At 74.7% G+C, this 24,049-nt stretch carries 27 protein-coding genes; 10 read left to right on the top strand and 17 right to left on the bottom strand.

The window, feature by feature from the left end:
* Nucleotides 1–264: 264 nt before the first annotated feature.
* The 4 genes from OO57_RS30335 to OO57_RS30315 form a co-directional block, all read right to left on the bottom strand.
* The gene (locus OO57_RS30335) at nucleotides 265–1,422 is read right to left on the bottom strand and encodes an IS701 family transposase (RefSeq protein WP_033255927.1); all 1,158 of its coding nucleotides are present in this window, start codon (nucleotides 1,420–1,422) and stop codon (nucleotides 265–267) included.
* A gap of 72 nt (nucleotides 1,423–1,494) precedes the next feature.
* Nucleotides 1,495–2,339 (bottom strand): IS5 family transposase gene (locus OO57_RS41640; RefSeq protein ID WP_418909923.1). Its coding sequence is split into 2 segments (ribosomal slippage): nucleotides 1,495–1,980 and nucleotides 1,983–2,339, totalling 843 coding nucleotides; the frame shifts between segments, so codons are not numbered across the junction.
* Nucleotides 2,340–3,218: 879 nt separating this feature from the next.
* Nucleotides 3,219–4,586, bottom strand: a complete 1,368-nt coding sequence (locus OO57_RS30320; RefSeq protein WP_033255909.1) for an acyltransferase — start codon at nucleotides 4,584–4,586, stop codon at nucleotides 3,219–3,221.
* Nucleotides 4,587–4,824: 238 nt separating this feature from the next.
* Nucleotides 4,825–5,475, bottom strand: coding sequence for an NAD(P)-dependent oxidoreductase (locus tag OO57_RS30315; protein ID WP_033255908.1), 651 nt, complete (start codon nucleotides 5,473–5,475; stop codon nucleotides 4,825–4,827).
* Nucleotides 5,476–5,752: 277 nt separating this feature from the next.
* Here OO57_RS30315 and gcl point away from each other — a divergent pair, with 277 nt between their 5' ends.
* On the top strand, nucleotides 5,753–7,534 hold the full coding sequence (gene gcl, locus OO57_RS30310; RefSeq protein ID WP_033255907.1) for a glyoxylate carboligase: 1,782 nt from the start codon (nucleotides 5,753–5,755) through the stop codon (nucleotides 7,532–7,534).
* Here gcl and OO57_RS47010 read toward each other — a convergent pair.
* Nucleotides 7,531–7,665 carry a hypothetical protein gene (locus tag OO57_RS47010; RefSeq protein ID WP_267884998.1) on the bottom strand — a complete coding sequence of 45 codons (135 nt, stop codon included), beginning with the start codon at nucleotides 7,663–7,665 and terminating at the stop codon, nucleotides 7,531–7,533. The two genes, gcl and OO57_RS47010, sit on opposite strands and share 4 nt — an antisense overlap.
* 99 nt (nucleotides 7,666–7,764) lie before the next feature.
* Between OO57_RS47010 and OO57_RS30305 the strand changes: the two genes are divergently transcribed.
* Both OO57_RS30305 and OO57_RS30300 read left to right on the top strand, forming a co-directional pair.
* Nucleotides 7,765–8,451 (top strand): TetR family transcriptional regulator, encoded by a 687-nt coding sequence (locus tag OO57_RS30305; protein WP_051778445.1) that lies wholly within the window; start codon nucleotides 7,765–7,767, stop codon nucleotides 8,449–8,451.
* Nucleotides 8,452–8,573: 122 nt separating this feature from the next.
* Entirely contained in the window at nucleotides 8,574–9,392 is an 819-nt protein-coding gene (locus tag OO57_RS30300; RefSeq protein ID WP_033255906.1) for a S1 family peptidase, read from the top strand.
* An 8-nt stretch (nucleotides 9,393–9,400) separates the two neighbouring features.
* Here the strand turns inward: OO57_RS30300 and OO57_RS30295 are convergent, their stop codons facing one another.
* The 5 genes from OO57_RS30295 to OO57_RS44240 all read right to left on the bottom strand — a co-directional run bounded on the left by OO57_RS30295 (nucleotide 9,401) and on the right by OO57_RS44240 (nucleotide 13,426).
* Nucleotides 9,401–10,630 (bottom strand): sensor histidine kinase, encoded by a 1,230-nt coding sequence (locus tag OO57_RS30295; RefSeq protein ID WP_033255905.1) that lies wholly within the window; start codon nucleotides 10,628–10,630, stop codon nucleotides 9,401–9,403.
* Entirely contained in the window at nucleotides 10,627–11,367 is a 741-nt protein-coding gene (cseB, locus tag OO57_RS30290) for a two-component system response regulator CseB (protein WP_033255904.1), read from the bottom strand. The genes OO57_RS30295 and cseB overlap by 4 nt, the downstream gene beginning before the upstream one ends.
* Nucleotides 11,364–12,206, bottom strand: a complete 843-nt coding sequence (locus OO57_RS30285; RefSeq protein ID WP_033255903.1) for an MBL fold metallo-hydrolase — start codon at nucleotides 12,204–12,206, stop codon at nucleotides 11,364–11,366. Before OO57_RS30285 ends, cseB begins: the two co-directional genes overlap by 4 nt.
* Before the next feature lie 79 nt (nucleotides 12,207–12,285).
* Nucleotides 12,286–12,816, bottom strand: coding sequence for a class F sortase (locus tag OO57_RS30280; protein ID WP_158715280.1), 531 nt, complete (start codon nucleotides 12,814–12,816; stop codon nucleotides 12,286–12,288).
* A gap of 109 nt (nucleotides 12,817–12,925) precedes the next feature.
* Nucleotides 12,926–13,426, bottom strand: a complete 501-nt coding sequence (locus tag OO57_RS44240; protein WP_033255902.1) for a lipase chaperone — start codon at nucleotides 13,424–13,426, stop codon at nucleotides 12,926–12,928.
* A 243-nt stretch (nucleotides 13,427–13,669) separates the two neighbouring features.
* Here OO57_RS44240 and OO57_RS30270 point away from each other — a divergent pair, with 243 nt between their 5' ends.
* Nucleotides 13,670–14,155 (top strand): membrane protein, encoded by a 486-nt coding sequence (locus tag OO57_RS30270; protein WP_033255901.1) that lies wholly within the window; start codon nucleotides 13,670–13,672, stop codon nucleotides 14,153–14,155.
* On the opposite strand, the gene OO57_RS30265 is transcribed toward OO57_RS30270, so the two are convergent.
* Nucleotides 14,124–14,360, bottom strand: a complete 237-nt coding sequence (locus OO57_RS30265; RefSeq protein ID WP_033255900.1) for a DUF2277 family protein — start codon at nucleotides 14,358–14,360, stop codon at nucleotides 14,124–14,126. The two genes, OO57_RS30270 and OO57_RS30265, sit on opposite strands and share 32 nt — an antisense overlap.
* A 35-nt stretch (nucleotides 14,361–14,395) precedes the next feature.
* Nucleotides 14,396–15,382, bottom strand: coding sequence for an Lrp/AsnC family transcriptional regulator (locus tag OO57_RS30260; protein WP_033255899.1), 987 nt, complete (start codon nucleotides 15,380–15,382; stop codon nucleotides 14,396–14,398).
* A 104-nt stretch (nucleotides 15,383–15,486) separates the two neighbouring features.
* On the opposite strand from OO57_RS30260, the gene OO57_RS30255 reads away from it, so the two are divergent.
* The gene (locus OO57_RS30255; protein ID WP_033255898.1) at nucleotides 15,487–16,272 is read left to right on the top strand and encodes an inositol monophosphatase family protein; all 786 of its coding nucleotides are present in this window, start codon (nucleotides 15,487–15,489) and stop codon (nucleotides 16,270–16,272) included.
* A 69-nt stretch (nucleotides 16,273–16,341) separates the two neighbouring features.
* Complete coding sequence (locus OO57_RS30250; RefSeq protein ID WP_033255897.1) at nucleotides 16,342–16,698, top strand: hypothetical protein; 357 nt, start codon at nucleotides 16,342–16,344, stop codon at nucleotides 16,696–16,698.
* Nucleotides 16,699–16,710: 12 nt separating this feature from the next.
* Here OO57_RS30250 and OO57_RS30245 read toward each other — a convergent pair whose 3' ends face one another.
* Nucleotides 16,711–17,379, bottom strand: coding sequence for a 4'-phosphopantetheinyl transferase family protein (locus OO57_RS30245; RefSeq protein ID WP_033255896.1), 669 nt, complete (start codon nucleotides 17,377–17,379; stop codon nucleotides 16,711–16,713).
* Between the two features lie 185 nt (nucleotides 17,380–17,564).
* On the opposite strand from OO57_RS30245, the gene OO57_RS30240 reads away from it, so the two are divergent.
* Nucleotides 17,565–18,977 carry a choice-of-anchor A family protein gene (locus OO57_RS30240; protein ID WP_158715279.1) on the top strand — a complete coding sequence of 471 codons (1,413 nt, stop codon included), beginning with the start codon at nucleotides 17,565–17,567 and terminating at the stop codon, nucleotides 18,975–18,977.
* Between the two features lie 71 nt (nucleotides 18,978–19,048).
* Here the strand turns inward: OO57_RS30240 and kynU are convergent, their stop codons facing one another.
* Both kynU and OO57_RS30230 read right to left on the bottom strand, forming a co-directional pair.
* Nucleotides 19,049–20,278: a kynureninase gene (gene kynU, locus OO57_RS30235; RefSeq protein ID WP_033255895.1), complete on the bottom strand. Its 1,230-nt coding sequence runs from the start codon at nucleotides 20,276–20,278 to the stop codon at nucleotides 19,049–19,051.
* A 19-nt stretch (nucleotides 20,279–20,297) separates the two neighbouring features.
* A complete protein-coding gene (locus OO57_RS30230) occupies nucleotides 20,298–21,125 on the bottom strand; it encodes a tryptophan 2,3-dioxygenase (protein WP_033255894.1) in 828 nt (275 codons plus the stop codon).
* Between the two features lie 165 nt (nucleotides 21,126–21,290).
* Between OO57_RS30230 and OO57_RS30225 the strand changes: the two genes are divergently transcribed.
* Complete coding sequence (locus OO57_RS30225) at nucleotides 21,291–21,722, top strand: Lrp/AsnC family transcriptional regulator (RefSeq protein ID WP_033255893.1); 432 nt, start codon at nucleotides 21,291–21,293, stop codon at nucleotides 21,720–21,722.
* On the opposite strand, the gene OO57_RS30220 is transcribed toward OO57_RS30225, so the two are convergent.
* Together OO57_RS30220 and OO57_RS30215 are read right to left on the bottom strand one after the other, a co-directional pair.
* Complete coding sequence (locus tag OO57_RS30220; protein WP_033255892.1) at nucleotides 21,723–22,361, bottom strand: MarC family protein; 639 nt, start codon at nucleotides 22,359–22,361, stop codon at nucleotides 21,723–21,725. It lies immediately after the preceding gene.
* Nucleotides 22,362–22,378: 17 nt separating this feature from the next.
* The gene (locus tag OO57_RS30215; protein ID WP_051778442.1) at nucleotides 22,379–22,696 is read right to left on the bottom strand and encodes a barstar family protein; all 318 of its coding nucleotides are present in this window, start codon (nucleotides 22,694–22,696) and stop codon (nucleotides 22,379–22,381) included.
* Nucleotides 22,697–22,811: 115 nt separating this feature from the next.
* On the opposite strand from OO57_RS30215, the gene OO57_RS30210 reads away from it, so the two are divergent.
* Nucleotides 22,812–23,375, top strand: coding sequence for a DoxX family protein (locus tag OO57_RS30210; protein WP_033255891.1), 564 nt, complete (start codon nucleotides 22,812–22,814; stop codon nucleotides 23,373–23,375).
* 129 nt (nucleotides 23,376–23,504) lie between these two features.
* The gene (locus OO57_RS30205; protein WP_033255890.1) at nucleotides 23,505–24,023 is read left to right on the top strand and encodes a hypothetical protein; all 519 of its coding nucleotides are present in this window, start codon (nucleotides 23,505–23,507) and stop codon (nucleotides 24,021–24,023) included.
* Nucleotides 24,024–24,049: the final 26 nt, after the last annotated feature.

Here is a 24,049-nt window from a genome sequence, read left to right as displayed (position 1 = left end):
GGGCGAGCGGGGAGATATCTGGCCATACGCGGGGAAACCCGTGGCCATCAGTGGGGCGCTATATGGCCGCCCACGGGGAGGATGTCATGGCCGCCGTCACTTCAGCTCTTGGGCTGTGGCCTCGTCTCTTATAGTGGCTGGTCCGGGCCTGGTGTTGGCGTCGGCGGCGCCATCGAGACCAGTACAGGACATGGTCGACGCTGCGGCGGACAGGCCGGGTGAGCTGCGCGATCAGCCGGCGAATCTCGGGGAGGGTAAGGGGTATCAGGTCTGGCGTTCGAGCGGGTCCGGCCCTTTTTCGAGGTGCTGGGCCCGCATGACGGTCAGGTAGGCGTGGGTGGCCATGGCGAGGGTGATGTGCCGGTACCACCCCGGGTAGCGACGGATCTGGTAGTCGTCCAGGCCGCACTGGCCCTTCGCCGTTTGAAAACACTCCTCGATTGCCCAGCGGGCACCCGCGACGGCGATCAGTTCGTTGAGCGTGGCCTCGGCGGGCGCGTAGGCGATGTAGTAGGCGACCCTCGTCGGGTCGGTGATGCTGCGGCGGGCCAGGACCCAGTGCCTGCGGTCGGGCCGGTGCCAGGGCCGGACCTCCACACGCGCCCAGTCGTAGATCCGCAGGCCGTGGGCGCCCTCGCCACAGGAACGGCGCTTCCACTTCTGCCGGGGCAGGTCGGCCATCAGGTCGTGGAGCGGGTGGTCCAGGGCCCGCCGGGTGACGACGGTGTCGTGGCGGGTGGTGGCCACGACGTGGAAGATATCGGCCTGCTCCAACTCGGTCCGCCAGCCTTTGCTGTAGCCGTAGCCTGCGTCAGCGGTCACCCAGCGGAACGGGATCTTGTCGTCGATCGCACGGCGGACCATCGCCCTCGCGAGTTGGACCTTGGTGGCGAACTCGACCTCGTCGCCGATCCCCGCCGCCCGGCACCGCTCGCGGTCGCCCGTCCAGGACTTCGGCAGGTAGAGCGCCCGGTCGATCAACGTCCGGCCCAACTTACCCGAGTACGCGAGGAAGACTCCGACCTGGCAGTTCTCGGTCCGGCCGGCGGTGCCGGAGTACTGCCGCTGGACGCCGGCCGACCGCACACCCTTCTTCAGGAACCCGGTGTCGTCCACGATCAGCACGCCGCCCGGGTCCGCCAGGTGCTCGACCGCGTACTCGCGCACGTCGCCGAGCACCCCGTCGGCGTCCCAGTCGATCCGGTTCAGCAGCCGCTGGATCCGGTCCGGCCCGCCGTGACCGGCCTCCTCCGCCACCGTCCAGCCGTTCTTGCGCTCCAACGGCGCCAACAGACCACGCATGTAGGCCAGTGCCAACTCGCGCGACTCGCTCCGCGCGAACCGGTGAGCAAACCGCCTGTGCAGCCCGGCCAGCCCGTCCGACCAGCGACGAGCATCGACCTCGGATATATCCCCACCCATGAACAGCTCAACGAGCGAACCCGACAACCGTCACGATAAGCACCGTTGCAGTACTAGGCCGTTTCCTTCGGATCACCTCGCTGACCAGATGAAGATGGCGGCGAGGTGGAGTCCGGCGAGGTAGATGGTGGCGGTCTTGTCGTAGCGGGTGGCCAGGCCGCGCCACTGCTTGAGCTTGTTGATGCACCGCTCGACGGTGTTTCGCTGCTTGTAGGCCTCGCGGTCGAAGGCCGGAGGGCGCCCGCCGAGCCGGCCCAGCCGTTTGCGGTTCGCGGCCTGGTCCGCAGGCTGCGGAATCACCGCCCGGATCCCTCGTCGACGCAGATGTCGGCGGATCGCCCGGGACGAGTAGGCCTTGTCGGCCAGGACCACGTCCGGTGTGGTTTTTGGGCGGCCAATCCGCCGGGGCACCCGCAATCGGGCCATGACCTGCGCGAACGCGGGTGCATCACCAGCCTGTCCCGGCGTGAGGACGAAGGCGAGCGGCCGGCAGCGGCCGTCTGCCGCCAGGTGGACTTTGGTGGTCAGTCCGCCGCGCGAGCGTCCGAGCGCGTGATCGTGCGGCTCGCCGACCGGGGCCCCTTTTGACGGGCCCCGGCGGCGTGCTGATGCGCACGGACGATCGTCGAGTCGACCGCGACGACCCAGTCCAGGTCGCCTTCGGCGTCGGCTTGGGCGAGGAGTGCGGTGAACACCCTCTCCCAGGTGCCGTCGGCGGCCCACTTCCGCAGCCGGTTGTGGGCCCCCTTCCAGGAGCCGAAGTGCTCGGGCAGGTCCATCCACGGCGTGCCGGTGCGGTACTTGAACGCGATCGCATCGATCACCTGTCGGTGATCACGCCAGCGCCCACCACGCTTCGGAGACCGATCCGGCAGCAACGGCTCGATGCGGGCCCACTGGGCATCAGTCAACGACACACATCAACCAACGATCCGATGATCTGAAGGAAACGGCCTAGCGCGCTGATCTCGGGCGGACGTCGGTGGCCAGGGACGATTTCAACACCTGCCCTGACCACCGACATCGCGAGTTCAATCTGAGTAGCTCTTTGGCTACGCTCTGTGATGGGTGGGGAGGATAAAGATAATGCCGTGGCCTGCGTGCCTGCCGCGAGCTCTAGCCTCGCTCGGCGCCCGCGGGGAGTGGCGAGCCTGCGACACTGACGAGGCCGCTGCTGCGGCCCCGCTACCGGGTATCAGGAGGCTGGCCAGCTCCCTCGCAGCACGGATTCGGCACGGATGAGGCTGAGAATCGCGGAGAGGTTGCGAGAAGTCCGGAGAGTCGTTCTTGCAGGCCAGAGCCATAGTGACTGGCGTTTTCACAGGTCAGGGGCCTGTCCGTAGAAAACTTACAAGGCGGATGTCGGCGGTTCGAAACCGTCTGCGCCCACAGTGAAGATGCAGGTCAGAGGCCCTTCCGCCCCAGCGGCGTGAGGGCCTCCGGCGTTGCGGAAGGCCGGTGGCACGCAGGTCGCAGCGCCCCACCGGCCTTCCGTGCGTCGTTCCGGCGCCGAACCCGGGCCCGGGCCGGGCCCGCTACGCGAACGCGACCGGGTTCCGGCTGATCAGGTGCCAGGCGCGTGTCGGCGAGACGGTGACGGACAGGGAGCGCACCGCCGGCTGCGGGGGCGCGGTGATCGTGAACGTCGGCGGGGCGGTGCGGCCGTCGGGGGCGAGGACGGTCAGCGTGGACAGGGTGGCGGCGGGGACGCTGATCCGGTTGCCGGTTGCCGGTTGCCGGTTGCCGGTTGCCGGTTCCGTCGTCCGCGGTGAGCGAGACGGGCGTCCCCGGCCGGGTCAGAGGAGTTTGCGCGGGGCGACGGCCGGGCCGGGGTCGGTGGGGTGGCGGTGGGGATGGAGGAGGGCGGGGGCGGTGCGGAGCCTGGCGGCGGTGCGGGCAGGGAGGACGAGGGTGTAGAGGTGGCCCTCGCCGCGGGGGCCTTCGACGAGCCAGGAGGTCCAGGGGAGTTGGAGGGTGGCGGCGGGGCTGAAGGCGACGGGGCGGTGGCCGGCCAGGGGCAGGTCCTGGAGGCCGAGGCGGCACCAGTTGGAGACGGTGAGGGTGCGGCGGGCGGGGTCGAAGCCGACCGGGACGCACGCGGTGACGCGGTCGCGGCCGACCTGTTCGAGGAAGCGCAGGTTGCTCCGGATGCTGAGGTGCTTCTCGGTGAACTCCTCGACGGCGGTGCGCAGTTCGGCGGCGTACCGGGCGGGGGTGGTGCCGGGCCGGTAGGGGAGGCGGATCTCGCCGAGCAGGTTGCCGAGGGTGGTGTCGGGCAGGCCGAGGACGCGGCGCAGGTTGACCGGCACGGTGAGGGTCTGCTCCTCGTCGCCCGCGCCGTCGACTTCGCGCAGGACGTGCAGCAGGTGGGCGCAGAGGGCGTCGTTGGTGGAGAGGCGGCGGCCGGCCTCGGCGCTGTGGGCGGCGCGCAGGCGTGCGGTCTCGGCGGGGGAGAACCAGATCTGGACGGTGCGGTTGGCGAGCCCGGCGGTGGCGACGGCGCGGCGCAGTTCGGCGCTCTCGGCGGGGTCGGGCAGCCGCAGGGCGGGGGTGCCGCAGTCCTCGGCGGGGAGGCGGGCGTCGAGCTGGACGTCGCGGTCGGGGGCGCGGACGGGTTCGGGCAGGTCGGCGCCCTCGGTGCAGGCGGACCAGGTGCGCACCAGCAGGGCGAAGGTCTGCATGTCGCCGACGGCGTGGTGCCAGGAGACGCCGAGCGCGCAGGTGCCGTCGGTGAGCCGGTTGAGCCGGACGGTGAGCAGCGGCAGCGGCTCGCGGCGGGCCTCGGCGGCGCGGACGTGGTCGACCAGGCCGCTGTTGGGCAGCACCATCCGGTCGAGGGCCTCGGTGAGGGTGTACGGGGCGTCGGCGACGGTGAAGGGGACGCCGCTGTCGTCGGTGTCGATCCAGAGGTCCCCGCTACCGCCGTCGCCGCTGTCGTCGCCGTCGGTGCGCAGGCGTCCGGCGAACTCGGGGAGCCGGTCGAGGGCGCGGGCGAGTCCGGCGGCGAGGGCGTCGGGATCGAGCGGGCGCTCGTGGAAGAAGACCACGGAGACCGGCAGGTCGGCGAGGAGCAGGTCGCCGACGGCGCAGCGGACGGACCCGGGGCCCGGGCGCCCGGCCCGGACGGTGCGGGTCCCGGTGTCGGACGCCAGTGTGCCGGTCATGCGGGTCCCTCCCCTGATCCCCGGAACTACCCGGAATTACGGGGAACGATAGGGCGCCGCGGGCGGGGGAAACCAGAGGTGTCCGAACGACCGTTTCCGCTCCGTACGGGTACGCGGGTGTGCGGCGTTCCTCGCACCGGCACCTGGAAGGGCGGGAACCGGGTGGGACGCCCCCGCCCGGGACGCCCCGCCCGGGACGCCCCCGCCCGGACCGGGGCCCGCCGGAGCCGCGGGGCCGTCAGTACGCGACGGTGAAGCGCTCGCCGACGTGCTTCGGGTCCTCGACCTCGTCCAGCAGCGCCACCGCGTAGTCCTCGGCGGAGATCCGGCTCTCGCCGTCCGCGCCGACCAGCAGGTCCTCCAGGCCCTGGCGGTAGGCGCCGGTGCGCTCGCCGGGGGCGATGGTGCCCGCGGGGGAGAGGTTGGTCCAGCGCAGGTCGGTGACGGTGCGCAGGTAGTCCAGCGCGTCGCCGTGCGCGTGCATGATCTGCAGCAGGAACTCCGGCAGGCCCTCGGCGTCCCAGACCCGCTTGCCGTCGGGGGTGCGCAGCGAGCCCGCGCCGCCGACCGTGACCAGCCGCGGGGCGTCGGCGCCCAGCGTGCGCAGCCCCGCCACCAGCGACTCGAAGGACGGCGCGATCAGCGCCCGGTGGCCCGGCCCGTCGCCGCCGCCGACCGCGCTGACCACCACGTCCGCGCCCTTGGCGTGCTCGGCCACCGAGGCCGGGTCCAGCACGTCGCCGACCGCGACGGTCAGCGCCGGGTGGGTGGCGGTCAGCTTCGCGGGGTCGCGGACCACCGCGGTCACGGTGTGGCCGCGGCGCAGCGCCTCGTCCAGCACGCGGGAGCCGATGGTGCCGGTGGCGCCGTACAGGGTGATGGTGCTCATCGTGGACGTGTCTCCTCTGGTGGGTTCGCCGCTTGGCGTTTTCGGTCGATGGTTCGACCGTACGGGCTTCCCCGGCAGGTGGGCGAGGTGCGGGGCCGACAGGTCCTGGTGAAAAACGGACAGCCGGGCGGGGCGCCCCGGAGGCTCCGGCGCGCACCCCTGCAACGTTTTGTTGAAACCTCCCTTGACGCCCTCGCTGTGGCCGCTTTAGCTTGATTTCGCATTCCAAAACTATTCTTCCGCATCGCGGAAGAAGCGTCGACGGCAGGAGTAGCCGATGCCCCGCATGACAGCCGCCCGCGCGGCCGTGGAGATCCTCAAGCTCGAAGGCGTCGAGGTGGCGTTCGGCGTGCCCGGCGCCGCGATCAACCCCTTCTACGCCGCGCTCAAGGCCTCCGGCGGCATCCGGCACACCCTGGCCCGGCACGTCGAGGGCGCCTCGCACATGGCCGAGGGCTACACCCGGGCGAAGGCGGGCAACATCGGCGTCTGCATCGGGACCTCGGGCCCGGCCGGCACCGACATGATCACCGGGCTGTACTCGGCGATCGCCGACTCGGTCCCGATCCTGTGCATCACCGGCCAGGCGCCCGTCGCCCGGCTGCACAAGGAGGACTTCCAGGCCGTCGACATCGCCTCGATCGCCCGGCCGGTCACCAAGGCCGCCACCACCGTGCTGGAGGCCGCGCAGGTGCCCGGCGTGTTCCAGCAGGCCTTCCACCTGATGCGCTCCGGCCGTCCCGGCCCGGTCCTGATCGACCTGCCGATCGACGTGCAGCTGACCGAGATCGAGTTCGACCCGGAGGCGTACCAGTCGCTGCCGGTCCACAAGCCCGCCGCCAACCGGATCCAGGCCGAGAAGGCGATCGCGCTGCTCCAGGAGTCCGAGCGGCCGCTGATCGTGGCCGGCGGCGGCGTCGTCAACGCGGACGCCGCCGAACTGCTGCTGGAGTTCGCCGAGTTGACCGGAGTCCCGGTCGTCCCGACGCTGATGGGCTGGGGCACCGTCCCCGACGACCACGAGCTCAACGCGGGCATGGTCGGCCTGCAGACCTCGCACCGCTACGGCAACGAGAACTTCCTCGCCTCCGACTTCGTCCTCGGCATCGGCAACCGCTGGGCCAACCGCCACACCGGCGGCCTGGACATCTACACCGCGGGCCGCACGTTCGTCCACATCGACGTGGACCCCACCCAGATCGGCCGGATCTTCGCCCCCGACCTGGGCATCGCCTCCGACGCCCGGGCCGCGCTGGTGCTCCTGCTGGAGGTCGCCCGCGAACTCGCCGCCGCCGGACGGCTCAAGGACCGCCGGGAGTGGGCCGCGAGCACCCAGGAGCGGCGGGCCGCGCTCCAGCGCAAGACCCACTTCGACGACGTGCCGCTCAAGCCGCAGCGCGTCTACGAGGAGATGAACCGCGCCTTCGGCCCCGAGACCCGGTACGTCACCACCATCGGCCTCTCGCAGATCGCCGGCGCGCAGCTGCTGCACGTCTACAAGCCCCGCCACTGGATCAACTGCGGCCAGGCCGGCCCGCTCGGCTGGACCATCCCCGCCGCCCTCGGCGTCGCCACCGCCGATCCGGAGGGGCAGGTGGTCGCGCTCTCCGGCGACTACGACTTCCAGTTCATGGTCGAGGAACTGGCGGTCGGCGCCCAGCACCGCATCCCGTACGTGCACGTGCTGGTCAACAACTCCTACCTGGGGCTGATCCGGCAGGCGCAGCGCAACTTCGACATCGACTTCCAGGTCAAGCTGGAGTTCGAGAACGTCAACGCCCCCGAACTGGGCGTCTACGGCGTCGACCACGTCCGGGTCGCCGAGGGCCTGGGCTGCAAGGCGATCCGGGTGACCCGCCCCGAGGAGCTGCTGCCCGCGTTCGAGCAGGCCAAGAAGCTCGCCGCCGAGTTCCGCGTCCCGGTGGTGGTCGAGGCGATCCTGGAGCGCGTCACCAACATTTCGATGGCCGCCGCGGACATCGACAAGGTCGTGGAGTGGGAGGAGCTGGCCACCGCACCGGGCGACGCCCCGACCGCGGTCCGCGCCCTCAGGGCCTAGGGGCGCGAGCGCACGGCCCGGCCGGTGAGCCAGAGGACGAGCACGGCGGTGCTCACCAGCAGGGCCGGGGCGGCGAGGTGGGTGATGGACCAGGTGACGAGGGCGAGGGCGAGCAGGGCGACGAGCAGCACGGCGGAACCTCCGGTTTCGGTGAACGAGTGTTCGCTGAATGCCGGTCAGTACTCTAGTGAAGCTGGCCAAATTCGGCAAACGACTGTTTACTGAACGCCGTGACGACCCCACCCGACCCGGCCCCCGACCCGAGCTCCGACCCGGCCTCCGACCCGGGCTCAGCCTCCGCTCCCGCCCCCGGCGCCCGGCAGGCGCAGAAGCGGGCCAGCCGCCGCGCCCTGCTGGACGCCGCCCTCGGGCTGCTGGAGCGGCAGAACCTGAGCGGCCTGGGGGTGCGCGAGGTGACCCGGGCCGCGGGGCTCTCGCCCGCCGGGTTCTACCGGCACTTCGCGGACCTCGCGGAGCTGGGCGTGGTGCTGGTGGAGGAGTCGCTGGCGAACCTGCACGTGATGGTCCGGGCGGTGTTCGCGGGCAGCGGCGAGGCCGAGCTGCTGATCGACCGCTCGGTCGAGGTGATCGCCGCGCACGTGGCGGAGCACCCCGCCTACATCCGCTTCCTGGCCCGCGAGCGGCACGGCGGGGTGAAGCCCGTCCGGGATGCGGTGGCTGCCGAACTGGCGCGCTTCGCCGAGGAGTTGGCGGGTCTGCTGGCCGTCCAGCCGGACACCGCCGACTGGCCGGCGGCGGACCGGCGGATGCTGGCGGAGCTGTACGTGGACCGGATGGTGTCCACCGCGCTGGCCCTGGTCGAGGCGGACGCGGGGGAGCGGGCGGCGATCGCGCGCACGGTGCGGACCCAGTTGCGGCTGATCAACCTGGGGAGCCGTCACTGGCGGGCGAGTTGACGCCCCGTCGGCGGGTGCGGGCGTCCCGGTAGCACTCTTGACACGGTGTCATGGGCGCGCCAACTTAGGGGAACCCCAGTGGAACCCCCAGTGGTACCCCCACACCCCCGAGAGGCACCCTCATGAAGAAGCCGCTCACCGGTGCGCTCTGCGCGCTCACCCTCGCCGGGGCCACCGCCCTGGCCACCGCCGCCCCCGCGTCCGCCGCCACGGTCAACTTCGCCGGGACGGTCGCGCTCAGCAACTGCTCCGGCTCCCTCGTCCGGATGCCCGGCTCCGTGGACGCCGACCCCGGGCTGATCCTCACCAACGGCCACTGCCTGGAGAGCGGCATGCCCGCCGCCGGGCAGGTGGTCACCGACCGGGCCTCCACCCGCAGTTTCACCCTGCTCAGCTCCACCGGCGGCAACCTCGGCACGGTCCGCGCCAACCGGATCCTCTACTCGACGATGACCGACACCGACGTCACCCTCTACCGGCTGAGCACCAGCTACGCGACGATCAAGAGCCGCTACGGGATATCCCCGCTGACCATGTCCACCACCCACCCGGTGGCGGGCAGCTCGATCAAGGTGGTCTCCGGCTACTGGAAGAAGATCTACTCCTGCAGCGTCGACGGCTTCGCCTACCGGCTCAAGGAGGGCGGCTGGACCTTCAAGGACTCGGTCCGCTACACCTCCGGCTGCAACATCATCGGCGGCACCTCCGGCTCCCCCGTGGTCGACGCCGTCAGCGGCCAGGTCGTCGCGGTGAACAACACGATCAACGAGGACGGCCAGAGCTGCACCCTGAACAACCCCTGCGAGGTCGACCAGAACGGCACCGTCACGATCCACCCCGGCATCGGCTACGCCCAGGAGACCTACACCATCCCCAACTGCTTCGCCCCGGGCAACGTCCTCGACCTGACCCGGGCGGGCTGCGTGCTGCCCCGCCCGTAGCGCCCGCCTCAGGCCCCCGGCGGCTCCTGCCGGGGGCCGGGCAGGACGAGCCGGGCCAGGGCGCCGCCGTCCGGGTGGTCGGCCAGCTGCAGGTCGGCGCCGATCGCCCGGGCGTGGCCCTGCGCGATGGTCAGGCCCAGGCCGTGGCCGCCGCCGCGCTCCCGGGCCCCGGTGCGGAAGCGGCGCGGCCCCTCGCGCAGGACCTCCTCGGGGTAGCCGGGGCCGTGGTCGCGCACGGTCACGGTGGTGCCCTCGGCCGTCACCACCACCGGCGGGCGGCCGTGCCGGTGGGCGTTGGCGAGCAGGTTGGCGAGCACCCGCTCGAAGCGGCGCGGGTCGGTGCTGACCACCGCGTCGCCCCCGACCCGCAGCTCGACCCCGGCGCCGGTGTGCGCCGCGGCCCGGGCCAGCAGCGGCCCGAGCGGCAGGTCGGCGAGCTCCGGGGCGTCGGCCCCGGAGTCCAGCCGGGAGACCTCCAGCAGGTCCTCCGTCAGGTCGCGCAGCGCGCGCACCCGGTCGCGGACCAGCTCGGTGGGACGGCCGGGCGGCAGCAGCTCGGACGCGGTCAGCAGGCCGGTCAGCGGCGTGCGCAGCTCGTGCGCCACGTCGGCGGTGAAGCGCTGCTCGCCCGCCAGCCGGCTGCGCAGCGCCGCCGACATCGAGTCGACCGCGGCGGCCAGTTCGGCCACCTCGTCGCGGGCCCGGCCGAGCGGCCCGATCCGGGCGTCCAGGTCGCCGCGGGCGATGGTGCGGGCGGTCCGGGCCGCGGTCCGCAGCCGACTGCTGATCCGGTCGGCGGCCAGCACCCCCGCGAGCACCGTGACCAGCACCGAGAGGGCGGCGCCGACCGCCACCGCGCGGTCCAGTTCGGCGATCGCCCGGGCGTCCGCGGCGTAGTCGATCCGCACCGACAGCACCCGCCCGTCCGCACCGGCCGCCGCCCACATCGCGGGCCCCTGCGGGCCCGGGCCGAGCACCGAGCCCTGCCGCCCCCGCGCGGCCAGCTGCCGCAGCTCCGGCGGCAGCGCCGGGTCGTCGGCGGCGGCGTGCCAGCCCGCGACGAGGTCCCCGGTCGCGTCGTACCCGGTCAGCACCGCGTCCAGGGCGGCCAGCGCGGAGGTGCGGGCCTGGCCGGTGTGCTGGCGCACCGAGGCCTGGTGGACCAGCACCCCCACCGCGAGCGCGACCAGGCAGGAGACCAGGGCGATCACGGCGGCGATCTGCCGCCGCAGCGTCACGGCGTCCGCCGCAGCTTGTAGCCGAAGCCCCGGACGGTCTCGATCCGGGCGGCGCCGATCTTCGCCCGCAGCCGCTGGACGTGCACGTCCACCACCCGGCTGTCGGCGCCCCAGGAGTAGTCCCAGACCCGCTCCAGCAGGGTCTGGCGCTCCATCACCACGCCCGGCGCGGCGGTGAACTCCAGCAGCAGCCGCAGCTCGGTCGGGGTGAGCGGCACCGGACGGCCCGCCACCCTGACCTCCATCGCGCCGGTGTCCACCTCCAGGTCGTCGATCACCCGGACCGCGCGCTGCGGGGCCGGGACGACGGTGGCGGCGGCCGGGACGGCGGTGGCGGCGATCGGGGCGGGGCCGGGGCCGGTGCGCCGCAGCACGGTGCGGATCCGGGCGACCAGCACGGCCGTCTCGAACGGCTTGACCACGTAGTCGTCGGCGCCCGCCTCCAGGCCGGAGACCACGTCGACCGGCTCGGTGCGGGCCGACATCATCAGGATCGGCAGCTGGCTCTCCTCGCGGATGCGCCGGCACAGGCCGACCCCGTCGAGCAGCGGCAGCATCACGTCGAGCAGCAGCAGGTCCGGCGGGTCGGCGCGGAACCGCTCCAGCCCCTCCAGGCCGTCCCCCGCCGTGACCACGGGGAACCCGTAGCGCTCCAGGGCGAGTTGGGTGGTCTCGCGGATCACCTCGTCGTCCTCGACCAGCAGGATGCGCGGGGCGCCGGGCACGGGAGCGGTCATCGGGTCCTCGTCGGGGTGGGGCGGACGGCGGTGGTTCCCGCCGGGTCGGCCTCGGGGCCGGCCGCGGGGGTGGGAGCCGGGGCGGCCGTCGGGGTCGGGACCGGACCGGTCGTCGGGGCGACCACGACCAAGGACGTCGTCGGCTCGCAGACGGCGGTCGCCAGGCAGCCGGGGGTGTCCCCGGGCGCCCCCAGGACCTTGATCCGCTGGTCGGCGAGGGCGAGGCGGTCGCCGCTCCAGCGGTAGGTGCGGACGGTCTCGGTGAACGGGGCGCCGGGGTCGCGCACCAGCAGGTCCGTGCCGACGGTCTCGGCGGTGAAGGTCGGTGGCGCCGGGGCGGCCAGCACCGGCAGCACCTGGCGGCCGCGCAGCGCGTAGACGTGCAGCACGGCCCGCGGGCCGTCCGGCCCGGTGGCGGACAGCACGGCGGTCAGCAGCTCGGGGCCGCCGTCCCCGTCGAGGTCGCGGTACTGGGCGGGGCGGACCTCGCAGCCGGTGCACCCGCCGTCCAGGACCGCCCGCTCGTCCGGGGTCAGCGCCGGGTCCGCGGCGAGCACGGTGCGGGCGTCGGCCCCGGCGAGCGTGTCGAACGCCAGCCCGGGCAGCGGGACGAGGGGGTTCGCCCGGGCCAGGGCGTTGATCCCGTACGTGGAGACCGGCGGCGCCGCGGCCACGGTGCTCGGCCACAGCGGCTGCGCGCTCGGGTGCGCCCGGACGGGCCGGGCCGCCCCGGCGTCCTCCAGGCCGCCGGGGGACCGGCAGCCGGCCACCGCGAGCAGGACCGGCAGGCCGAGCAGGACGCACGTGAACCGGACGGTGCGCGGGGGCCTGGTCCTCACGTCGGACGGAGCCTCTCGGTCGGGGGCGGGGCGCAGCCAGTCTGCACCACCGGGGACGGCCGCCGCCGCCCCCGGTGGCTCACGGCAGCGGGTCGGCGAAGACCACGATGTTGTCGGAGTAGTGGCCGTCGCGGCCGAGCGTGCCGCCGCAGGTGACCAGCCGCAGCTGCGGGCCCGCGCCCGCGCCGTACACCAGCTCGGTGGGGAACGCGTCCTTGGCGTACTGGTGCAGCTCGCGCACCCGGTAGGAGCGCGTGCCGCCGTCCTCCTGCCGCACCTCGACCAGGTCGCCCGGGCGCAGCCCCGGCAGCCCGTGGAACACCGCCGGTCCCTTGCGGGTGTCGTAGTGCCCGAGCAGCACGGTCGGGCCGCCCCCGCCCCGGTACCAGCCGACCTCCCCCGGCCGGTCGAGCGGCGGCACCTCCACGGTGCCGTCCGGGTTGAGGCCCACCCCCCGCACCGGCGCGTCCACCCCGATCCGCGGGACCACCAGCCGCACCGGCGGCGAGGACGGCGCCCCGGCGGGCGACGGAACGGCGGGCGACGGAGCCGCGGAGGGTGGTGCCGCGGACGGCGCGGCGCTGACCGGGCCGCTCGCGGCGATCCGCACCGGCGCCGGGTCCGACCCCCGGGACGCCGCCACCGTCGCCCCGCCCGCGAGCAGCAGCCCGACCGCCAGGGCCGGCGCCCACCAGCGGCGCCGGCCCTGGCGGTCGGGACTAGGCGCGGGCGTCGGCACGGCGCCGGACGACGAGCAGCCCGACCCCGGCCGCACCGGCCGCCGCCAGCCCGCCGCCGACCACCAGCCCGGCCGCCGAACCGCGGTCGACCGCGCCCTCACCGGTCTGCGCCCCGCCCCTGGGCAGCGGGCCCGACCCGCCGACCGCGTACTGCATCGAGCCGTTCACGGGCACCACGACCTGTCCGCTCGTCCGGGGGCCCGTGCCGTTCATCGACCCCTCCGGGAGGCCGGACGGGAGGGTCGGGTCGGCGGTGGGAGCGGGAACGGCCGAGGCGGACGCGGTGGGCGTCGGGGAGGCGGCGGCGGTGGGTGTCGGGGAGGCGGCGGCGGTGGGTGTCGGGGAGGCGGCGGCCGGGGAGGCGGTCGGCTCGGCGGTGTCGGCGAACGCGACGGCGCCCGGCAGCGCGAGCACGCCGGCGACGACGGCCGGGACGAGGGCGAGCCGCGCCGCCCGGCGGACGGAAGTGGTGCGTGACATCGGGATCCTCCGATCGCTCGTCGCCCGCGGCCGGGCGGCCGCGGGTCGACGCCGCTCACGTTAGGAAGCCCGCCGCTCGGTCGGCCGCCGGTCGGGTAACGGCCACCGCCCGGCTCTGTAACAGTCCGCCGGGGGCGGGCGGGGCCCGTGCTGCGGCGGGCTTCGCGCCGTCGGGCGCCGGGATAAGCGCTGCTAGCGTGGCGGGCGTCGAGGTTCCGTTGTGGTGGAAGGGTCGCGCCGGCGATGGCCAAGTTCCTGCTGAGTCTGCACCTGCTGGTCGTGGCGCTGTGCATCGGTCCGGTCGCGGTGGCGGTGAGCATGTTCCCGCGCAGGGCGAGGGCCGCGCTCGCGGCGGGGCCGGAGCAGCCGGCCGCGCAGGCCTCGGTGCGGCTGCTGCACCGGATCAGCAACGTGTACGCGCTGATCGGCCTGGGCGTCCCGCTGTTGGGCATCGGCACCGCGCAGGCGATGGGCGTGCTGGGCAACGCCTGGCTGGTCACCTCGATCGTGCTGACGGCCGCCGCGGCGGGCGTGCTGCTGCTGTTCGTGCTGCCCGGTCAGCAGGCGACCGTCGACGCGCTGGACGCCACCGAGGACCAGGACGCCGAAACGGCCCGCGCCACCGGGAAGTTGAAGATGCTGCCGATGACGGCGGGCGTGTTCAACCTGCTGTGGGCGGTCGTCCTGGTGCTGATGGTCATCCGGCCGGGGTCGACGAACGGGGCGTGACCCCGCGGACCTCGATCGCGGCGAGCAGCTCGGCGGTGGCGGCCGCGACGGCGGCCACCGCCGCGTCGAACGCCTCGCGGTTGTGCGCGGCGGGCGCCCGGAACCCGGAGACCTTGCGGACGTACTGGAGCGCCGCCGCGTGCACCTCCTCGGGGGTGGCGTCGGGCGTCATCGGCGGGCGGAGCGTCTTGATGCTTCGGCACATGCCCCCAGTCTGCCCCGCCCCGCCGACAGCGGCCCTCAGTCGGGCAGTTGGCGCAGCCGGGCGCCGGCCCGCTTGACCGCGCGGGCCACGATCGCGGTCTCCACCCGCCGCACCCCGAGCGGGCCCAGCACCTCGGTCTGGAACCGGTACAGCGCCGCGTGGTCGGGGCAGAACACGGCGGCCATCAGGTTGCTCGGCCCGCTGGTGGCCAGCACCCCGTGCACCTGCGGGTGCCGGGCCAGCGCCTCGCCGGTCGCGGCGAGCCGCCCGGGTTCGACGTCCAGCCACAGGTTGGCGTCCACGGTGACGCCGAGCAGCCGCGGGTCCACGCTGACGTGGGTGCGCAGCAGCCCGCCCGCGCCGAGCCGGTGCAGGCGGCGGCGGACGGTCGACTCGGGCACCTCCAGGGCGGCGGCCAGCGCGGCGTGCGAGCGGCGGGCGTCGACGCCCAGCGCGTCCAGCAGCCGGTGGTCGAGCGCGTCCAGGACGGGCGGCAGGACGGGCCCCGTCGGCAACGGCGCTGCCAGCTCGGCCTCCTGAGCGCCCGTCAGCGCGCCGCAGCGCCACGCGGAGGCGTCCGCGAACAGGTGCAGCACGGCGTGCGCGGTGGACTCCAGCACCGCGTCGGTGGCCGGGAGCCGCCCGTGCAGCAGCCGGTCGCGGGCGGACGCGTCGGCCAGCACCACCGCCGACACCTCCTGCCCGCCGAGCATCACGTCGACGAACGGCACCGCGTCCTGCGCGGCCAGCGCCAGCGCGATCGCGTCGACCCGCCCGCGCAGCACCCGCACCCGCAGCAGCAGCGCGCCGAGCGCGGCCGCCCGGGCGTCCGGCATCCGCACCACCCGGACGGCGCCTGTCCCCAGCAGCCGCCCCAGCCGCCGGGTCACCGTCCGCGCCGAGACCCCCAGCACCCCGGCGATCCGCCCCGGCTCGGCCCGCCCGTCCACCTGCAGGGCGTGCACCAGCTGCCGGTCCAGCGCGTCCAGCACGGTGGCGGGATCCGCCGTCCCGGTGTCCATGTCGTCCGATCCCCGTCGTTCCGGCGGCTCCGACGTCCGGCCGCGCCGCCCCGACGGTACTCCTGGACCCGCACCGAGACCAACGGGACCGAGGAGGAACCGCCGTGCAGGACGTCCTGGACGCCACCGAACGGGCCGCGCGCGAGGTCGGCCGCCACCTGGCCGACCGGCAGCTCGCCGAGCCGCTCGCCGCCGCCGCCCCCGCCGCGGCGCGCGCCGCGTTCGACGCCGTCGACCGGCCCGCCGCCCGGATGCTGCGCGAACGCCTCACCGCGCTGCGCCCGCGGGCGGGCTGGCTGGACGACGAGTGGGCGCGCGAGGTGCCGCAGCAGGGCGAGTGGTGGCTGTGCGACGCCACCGACGGCGCCGTCCAGTACCTGAGCGCGCTGCCGCACTGGGCGGTCACCGCGGCCCTGCTGCGCGACGGCGCCCCCGTCCTCGCCGTGGTGCACGCCCCGCTGCTCGGCGTCACCTGCACCGCGCTGGCCGGCGGCGGAGCCCGGCTGGACGGCCGCCGCTGCGCGCCCCGCCCGCGCACCCCGGCCACCGCGGTGGCCGCCACCTCCCAGCCCCCGCACGCCGCCCGCGACCCGCGGGCGCGGCACGCCGCCGGGGCGTCGCTGGCCGCCGTCCTGCCGCACGTGGCGGCCGTCCGCAACCTCGGCCCGACCGCGCTGCAGGTCGCCCTGGTCGGCTCCGGCCACCTCACCGCGTTCTGGCAGTACGGCGCCGACCCGGCCAACCTGCTGCCCGGCGCGCTGATCGCCGCCGAGGCCGGGGCCCTGGTCAGCGACGCGCAGGGCGCCCCGTGGACGCCCGGCGCGGCCTCCTTCCTCGCCGCCGCGCCCGGCGTGCACGCCGAACTCGTGGCGGTGCTGCGGGAGGTGTGACGGGCGGCTGTCAGTGGCGTCGGCGAGCACGGGGACGGGGTCCCGTCCCGCACACCAGGAGGTCCGCCCGTGACGACCCCGCACCCCTCGCTCGCCGACAAGGCCGCCCTGGTCGCGGGCGGCACCCGGGGCGCGGGCCGCGGCATCGCCGTCCAGCTCGGCGCCGCCGGGCCGACCTGGCGCGAGGACGTCGCCCGGGAGCCGCAGTTCGCGATCTCCGAGTCCACCGCGTACGTGGGGCGCGCGGTCGCCCACCTCGCCGCGGACGAGCAGCACGCCCGCTGGAACGGCCGCTCCACCTCCAGCGGGGAGCCGGCCCGCCACCACGGCTTCACCGACCTCGACGGCAGCCGCCCGGACTGCTGGGCCCTCCTCACCGCCGCCGAGGGCGCGGAGCAGCCGCCGGACCCGGAGCGCTGCCGCTGAGGGCCCCCGCCGCTACAGCTCGGCGAGCTGCACGAGCCGGACGGGCAGCTCGGCGGCGGCGGTGAACACGGCGGTGGGCGTGGTGAGTTCGAGGTAGTGCAGCCCGCCGTCGCAGTGGTCGGCGGGCAGGTCGAGGGGGAGGTGGGAGAGGTCGACCGAGGCGAGGGTGTCGAGGGTGGCGCGCCCCAGCTTGATCAGGGCCTCCTTGCGGACCCACAGGCGCAGGAAGGCCGCGGTCGGGTCGGGGTGGCCCTGGACGAGGGCGGCCTCGGCGGGGGTGAGGACGTGGCGGAGGGCGGCCGGGTCGGTGGTGCGCGGGCCGCGGTGCTCGACGTCCACGCCGACCGGCACGGGGGCGGCCGCGGCGGCGATCACGCCGTTGGTGTGGGAGAGGCTGAGGTGGGTGCCGGGGCGGTCGGTGAGGTGCGGGCGGCCGTGCCCGGTGGCGCCGCAGCCGGGGCACTGCTGGCCGAAGGCGACCGCGGAGGCCGCGGTGCCCAGGTGCGCGGCCGCGCAGTACCGGACGAGCAGGTGCGCGGCGAGGTAGTCCTCGCGGTCGGCGGGGCGGCGGAAGCGCTGCAGCCGCTCGCGTTCGAACGCGGTGAGCAGCCGCTCGTCGGCGTCCGGCCGGGCGAGCACCTCGGCGGTGGTCGCGAGCACGGCCAACGGGGGGTTCGACACGGTTCTCCCTTTCCGGACGGGCCCGGCGACGGGCTCCACGACTGCTGAACCAAAATAGTCCGTCATAGTCCGTTCGAATGATTGTTTCAGCGCGTCGGTGTCCCCCTGGGCGGGGCGGCGCGGCGCCTCCTCTTTGCTGGCCGGGTCTACTGCCTGCTGACCCACCGTCAACGAGAGGGGTGTCCGTGCGACACGGCGTCCGTGGCAAGAACCCACTGCTCCGCTTCGCGGTGGTGGCGGCACTCGCCGCCGCTCCGCTGATCACCATGGCCGCGGTCGGCCAGGCCGACCAGATGGCACCGCCGCTGGGCCCGTGCTCGGGCCCGAGCTGCCCGAGCCAGTGGGACCCGCCGCACACCGGCCCCTTCAACGGGGCGGACGCCTCGCTCAACATCTTCGTCGGCGGCAACTACCTCGTGCGGCAGAACGCGGCCGAGGCCGAGGGCAAGATCGCGATCCTCGGCAACCTCGACATCAACAAGGCCATCGGCGGCGCGTTCAACATGGGCGTGGTGGGCGTCGGCTCGATGGTCACCCCGCCGAACGGCTCGGACCACGTCACGGTGGGCGGCTCGGTCGCCATGGACAACTCGCAGGAGAACCCCAGCCGGCTGTTCATCGGCGGCACCGACTTCTTCGCCAACCCGCCCGCGGCGCTGTGGGGCAACCTGGTCTACGGCACCACGCTGACCGGCGCCTACGACATCACCCCGACCGGCCAGGCGATCCAGGACCCGACCCGGATCGACCAGTTCGAGCCGCTGCGGACGGTCATCGAGAACGACTCCGCCTGCATGGCCCAGCAGACGGCCACCGGCACGGTGGTGGACGACGGCACCACGGTCACCTTCACCGGCGACGGCACCAGCGCCCGGCAGGTGTTCAACTACGGCCAGAACATCGGCACGGACGGCGGCATCCGGCAGATCTCGTTCGCCGGCATCCCGACCGGCGCCACGGTGATCGTCAACATGACGGGCAGCGACGTCACGGTCAACACCAGCAGCGGCACCGGCGCGGTCGACGACCCGCTGACGGTGCTGCGGCCGAACCTGATGTGGAACTTCCCGACCGCGACGAACGTGTCGGTGATCGGCACCGCCCAGTGGCAGGGCTCGATCATGACCGGCAACCCGGCGAGCAACACCACCCTGTCCAACCCCGGCACCAACGGCCGCGCCTACCTGGCGGGCAACCTGCTGCAGCAGGGCAGCGCGGGCACCGAGATCCACAACTACCCGTTCAACGGCGACCTGCCGGTCTGCGGCGAGAGCCCGTCGCCGTCCCCGTCCCCGTCCCCGTCCCCGTCCCCGAGCCCCAGCCCGTCGGACAGCCCGAGCCCTTCGCCGTCGGACAGCCCGTCCCCGTCGCCGAGCGAGACCACGCCGGAGCCGTCGCCGAGCCAGACCACCCCCGAGCCGTCGCCGAGCCAGAGCACGCCCGAGCCGACCGGCAGCAGGACCCGCCCGCCGCACCCGCTGCCGGACACCGGCGGCGGTGACCTGGTCGCCCCGGCGGCCGGGGCCGCCGCGGTGCTGCTGGGCCTGGGCGGCGCCGTGATCGCGCTGGCCCGCCGCAACCGGGGTCGCCACAGCTAGCCGCACGGCAGGAACCGGGACGGCCGGAGCCCCGCGGGGCTCCGGCCGTCCCGGCGTGCGCGGACGGGCCGTCAGGTGACCTCGCCGCGGCGGGCGAAGCGCTCCGCGCGCCACTCGCCGCTCGCCAGCACCTCGCGCAGCGCGGCCGCGGCGTCGTGCACGTCGGTGCGGGAGAGGTAGAGCGGGGTGAAGCCGAAGCGCATCAGGTCGGGGGCGCGGAAGTCGCCGACCACGCCGCGGGCGATCAGCGCCTGGACCACCGCGTAGCCGCCGGGGTGCCGCAGCGCGACCTGGCTGCCGCGCCGGGCGTGCTCCCGCGGGGTGACCGGTTCGACGTCCAGGTCGGCGGTCAGCTCCAGGAACAGGTCGGACAGTTCGAGGCTCTTGGCGCGGACGGCGGCCGGGTCGGCCAGCTCCCAGACCTCCAGCGCGGCCTCCAGCGCGGCCAGGCCGAGGATCGGCGGGGTGCCGGTCAGGAAGCGGGTGACGCCCTCGGCGGGCCGGTAGCCGGGCTCGAAGTCGAACTGCCGGGCGTGCCCGAACCAGCCGGTCAGCGGCTGCCGGGCGTCCGCCTGGTGGCGGGCCGCGGCGTACAGGAAGGCGGGCGCGCCCGGGCCGCCGTTGAGGTACTTGTAGCCGCAGCCGACGGCGAAGTCGGCGCCCGCCGCGTCCAGTTCGACCGGCAGCGCGCCCGCGGTGTGGCACAGGTCCCAGACGGCGAGCGCCCCGGCGGCGTGGATCCGCTCGGTGACGGCCGCCATGTCGAGCAGCTCGCCGGTGCGGTAGTCGACGTGCGAGAGCAGCACCACGGCGGCCTCGGAGTCCAGCACGGCGTCCAGCTGGGCGGCGGAGTCCAGCAGCACCGGCCGGGCGCCGGGGTGCAGGGCGCTCAGGCCGTCGGCGATGTACAGGTCGGTGGGGAAGGCGTGCCGCTCGGCGAGCAGCGCCGGGCGGCCCGGGCGCAGCCGCAGGGCCGCGCCCAGCACCTTGAACAGGTTGACCGAGGTGGAGTCGCAGACCACCACCTGCCCGGGCGCGGCGCCGAGCAGGTGGGCGCCGAGCCGGTCGCCGAGCCGACCGGGCTGGTGGAACCAGCCGGCCTCGTTCCAGGAGCGGATCAGCCCGGTGCCCCACTCGTCGGCCACCACCCTCGCCAGGTGGCCGGGGGTGCGGCGGGGCAGCGCGCCCAGCGAGTTGCCGTCGAGGTAGAGCACCCCGGCGGGGAGGTCGAACTCGGCGCGCAGGGCGTGCAGCGGATCGGCGGCGTCGCGGGCCGCGCACTGCTCGCGGGTGGGGGTCACGGCATTGCTCCCGGGGTGCTCAGAGGTCGTTGCGGACGGCCCACAGTTCGGGGAAGACGTCCTGGTCGGCGGACTGCTTCAGCCAGCTCAGGCCGCTGGAGCCGCCGGTGCCGGGCTTGCCGCCCATGGTGCGCTTGACGGCGGAGTAGTGGCGCTGGCGCCAGCGGGTGACGCGCTCGGCGGTGTCCAGCAGGGCCTCGCCCAGCCGCACCAGGTCGGCCAGCTGCGGATCGGTGTAGACGGCCCGCCAGGCGGCCTCGACCGCCTCGTCGTGCCGGTGCCTGGCGGTGACCGGCTTCGCGGGCACCGCCAGGCCGCGCCGGGCCAGCACGGCCAGCGCCTCGTCGTACAGGCCGGGGGTGCGCAGCGCGGCGAACAGCTCGTCGTACTCGGCGGGGGAGTCCCGGTACATCTCCAGCAGGCCCTCGCTGCGGTTGCCGAGCAGGAACTCCAGCCGCAGGAAGGCCGAGGACTGGAAGCCGGACGCCTCGCCCAGGGCCGGGCGGAAGGCGCCGAACTCGGCGGGCGTCATGGTGGCCAGCAGGTCCCAGGAGCCGGTCAGCACGTCCTGGGTGTGCTGCCCGCGGCGCAGCGCGGCCAGCGCGGCGTCCAGGTCGTCGGCGCGCAGGGCGGTGCGGGCGGCGGTCCAGTCGTGGTGCAGCAGGTCGAACAGCAGCTCCATCACCTGGGTGGTGACGATGAACGAGTACTCCGCGGGCTCCTCGCTGCGCGGCCGCTGCAGCGCGTGCAGCTCGGCCAGGTGCACGTACCGGGCGTACGGGGTGGCCGCGCCGGGGCTCTGCTCGGGGTCGAACCGCAGGTGGGGTCGGTGGGTCTGGCCGGTCATGGCCGGTACCTCCTCGGGTCCGCCCGCCCGGGGTGCGGCGGGCGGACACCATTGTGCGGCGCGGCGCCCTGCTCTTGAATGGGCGTCGTAGCCCGGATGGGGGCACCCGCCTTTCGTTCGCGAGGCGTTCGGCCCCGATCGCCTGACGATCGTGAAGGAGCCGCCGTGGACGCGGTGGACCGCCTGCTGCTGGCCGAACTGCAGGCCGACGCGCGGCTGTCGTACAACGAGCTGTCGCGCCGGGTGAACCTCTCCCCGCCGGCCGTCGCGGAGCGGGTGCGACGGCTGGAGGCGGACGGCGTGATCACCGGCTACCACGCCCACCTGGCCCCGGCGAAGGCCGGGGCGGCGGTGATGGCGCTGGTCACGGTGGAGTGCTACGGGGTGCGCTGCCTGCTGCGCGACCCGGAGGTGGCCGCCTGGCCGGAGGTGTTCCAACTGCACCGGGTCACCGGCGGGGCGTGCTGCGTGCTGCTGGTCGGGGTGCCGGACATGCCCGCCTTCGAGCGGCTGACCGACCGGCTCGGCGGCTACGGGCAGCCGACCAGCTCGATGATCCTGTCCAGCCCGGTGCCCTGGCGGCCGCTCAGCCCCTGATCAGTGGCCGTTCTTCGACTCGGCCAGGTGCACGCCCAGGCTCTCCAGCCCGTACAGCACCATCTCCACGCCGACCGCCGCCAGCAGCAGGCCCAGCAGCCGGGACAGGACCTCCAGCGAGGTGCGGCGGCTGGCCCGCAGCAGGGGGGCCAGCAGCAGGACGCACAGGCAGTCCACCGCGATCACCGCCACGTACATGGCGGCGACGGTGGAGTGCCAGCCCAGGGTGTCCCGGGTCAGCGACTCGACCAGCAGGGCGGTGATCGCCAGCGGGCTGGCCACGTACGGCAGCAGCAGTTCGCGGATGCCGTCGGCCAGCGGGTTGGCGAGGTGGGCGTCCTCCCTGCTGCCGCCGAGGTGGATGCCGAGGACCAGGGCCACCGCGTAGATGAAGAAGATCACCCCGCCGGCGATCTGCAGCGACTGGTCGGAGATGTGGAACAGCGCGGCCGTGAAGTCCGCGCTGTAGGCCAGCACCAGGCCGACCACGGCCGCGACCAGCGAGGACACCAGGGTGAGCTTGCGCAGCTCGGCCGGGGTGCGGCTCTGGCTGAGCTGCGCGAACGCGAGCAGCACCTTGGGCGGGCCGACCACGGCGAAGAAGGTGACGAAGACGGTGCTCAGGGTGATCGCCGACATGCGCCCATGATGGGCCGTCAGCGCAGCCGAACGGTGACGCCACCCTGGCGCAGCACGTCGAGGACCGCGTCGAAGTAGGAGCGCTCCTCCTCGTCGGGGCCGGTCACCCGGCGGGTCAGGGCCTGCGCGGAGACCATCGCCCGCTGCCAGACCAGCACGAACGGCGGCTCGGGCCCGAAGCCGCCGCGCAGGCAGTCGGCCAGGGCGTCCAGGTTGCGGCCGTAGTAGCCGTCGGGGGCCTGCACGGCGCGGCCCAGCTCCCCCCAGAAGGACGGCTCGTCGGCGACCCGCTCGCCGTGCAGGACGTACTCGGGCGGCTGCGGTGCGGTGGGCATCGGGTCCTCCAGTCTCCTTGCGCGCGTCGCCCGGATGGGTTCGCCGGGTCGAACGGGGCCGGTGCACGCGATGGGATGGGCGCTAAGTCTTCTCTTCCACACCAGGGGCAACACCATGACCAGTCTGCACCGCAAGGATCTCGGTCTGCTGGCACTGCGCGCGGCCGTCGGCGGTGTCCTGTTCGCGCACGGGACGCAGAAGCTGTTCGGCTGGTTCGGCGGCGCCGGGCCGGAGGGCACCGCGCAGGCCATGGAGCACATGGGCTTCCTCCCGGGCGAGCGCAGCGCCCGGGCGGCGGGCCTGGGCGAGGCGGGCGGCGGCGCGCTGCTCGCGGTCGGCCTGGCCACCCCGGCGGCGGGCGCGGTGGTGGCCGGCACCATGGCGGGCGCGATCTCGGTGCACGCCCCCGCGGGCTTCTTCGCGCACGGCGGCGGCTACGAGTACCCGGCCCTGCTGGGCGCCTGCGGCCTGGCCCTGGGGGTGGCCGGGGCGGGCCGCTACTCGCTGGACGCCGCGCTGGGGCACCGGCTGGCCCGCCCGTGGGTGGGCGCGCTGGCGTTCGCGGCGAGCGCGCTGGGCGCGGCCTCGGTGGTGGCCCGCCGCCAGGACGAGGTGCGCAGGCGGGAGGCGCGGGCCGCGGACGAGGCGGCCCGGGAGGACGGCACCGGGCTCTCCTGAGCCCGCCCGCCCTCGTCCCGCCCCGCCCCCGTCCCGCCCCGGCCCGTCCCCCGTTCCGCCCGGCCCGGCCGGCTGTTCACGGCTCCTGCGAGCACCCACGGACGTTCACGAGCGAAGGGATCTCCACTGATGAAGCGATCGATGCGGGCCGCTGCCGGATGGGCGGCCGCCGTCCTGCTGGGCGGCGCGGCCCTGGCGGGCTGCTCCTCGGACGGCTCGCCGTCCCCGGCGGCGTCCTCGGCGCTGGAGGGCGCCAAGTCGGCGGTGGCCTCGGCGGCCTCCTCGGCCACGGCGGCGATCGGCTCGGCCGCGGCCTCGCTGGGCGCCTCGGCGCAGGCCGCCGCGTCCTCGGCGCTGGCGAGCGTGAAGGGCGGGCTGGACGCGAAGGACGACGTGGAGCTCGGCACCGCCACCACCGGTTCGGACGGGAAGCTGTCGGTGCCGCTGAAGATCACCAACCACGGTTCGCAGTCCGGCAAGTACACGATTCAGGTCAACTTCGACGACGGGTCGGGGAACCTGCTCGACGCGGTGGTGGTGAACGTGCCGGAGGTGGCGGCGGGGGCGTCCGCGCAGGCCACGGCGGAGAGCAACCGTTCGCTGGAGGGCGAGGTGACTCCCGTGGTGGCCAACGCCCTGCGGTACTGACCGGACACCGAACCTTAAGCGTGGCG

It is taken from the genome of Kitasatospora phosalacinea (genome assembly GCF_000717185.1).
Taxonomy (GTDB): Bacteria; Actinomycetota; Actinomycetes; order Streptomycetales; family Streptomycetaceae; genus Kitasatospora; species Kitasatospora phosalacinea_A.
Note: the sequence above shows the minus strand (reverse complement) of the source record. Positions and strands in the feature narration are given on the sequence as shown.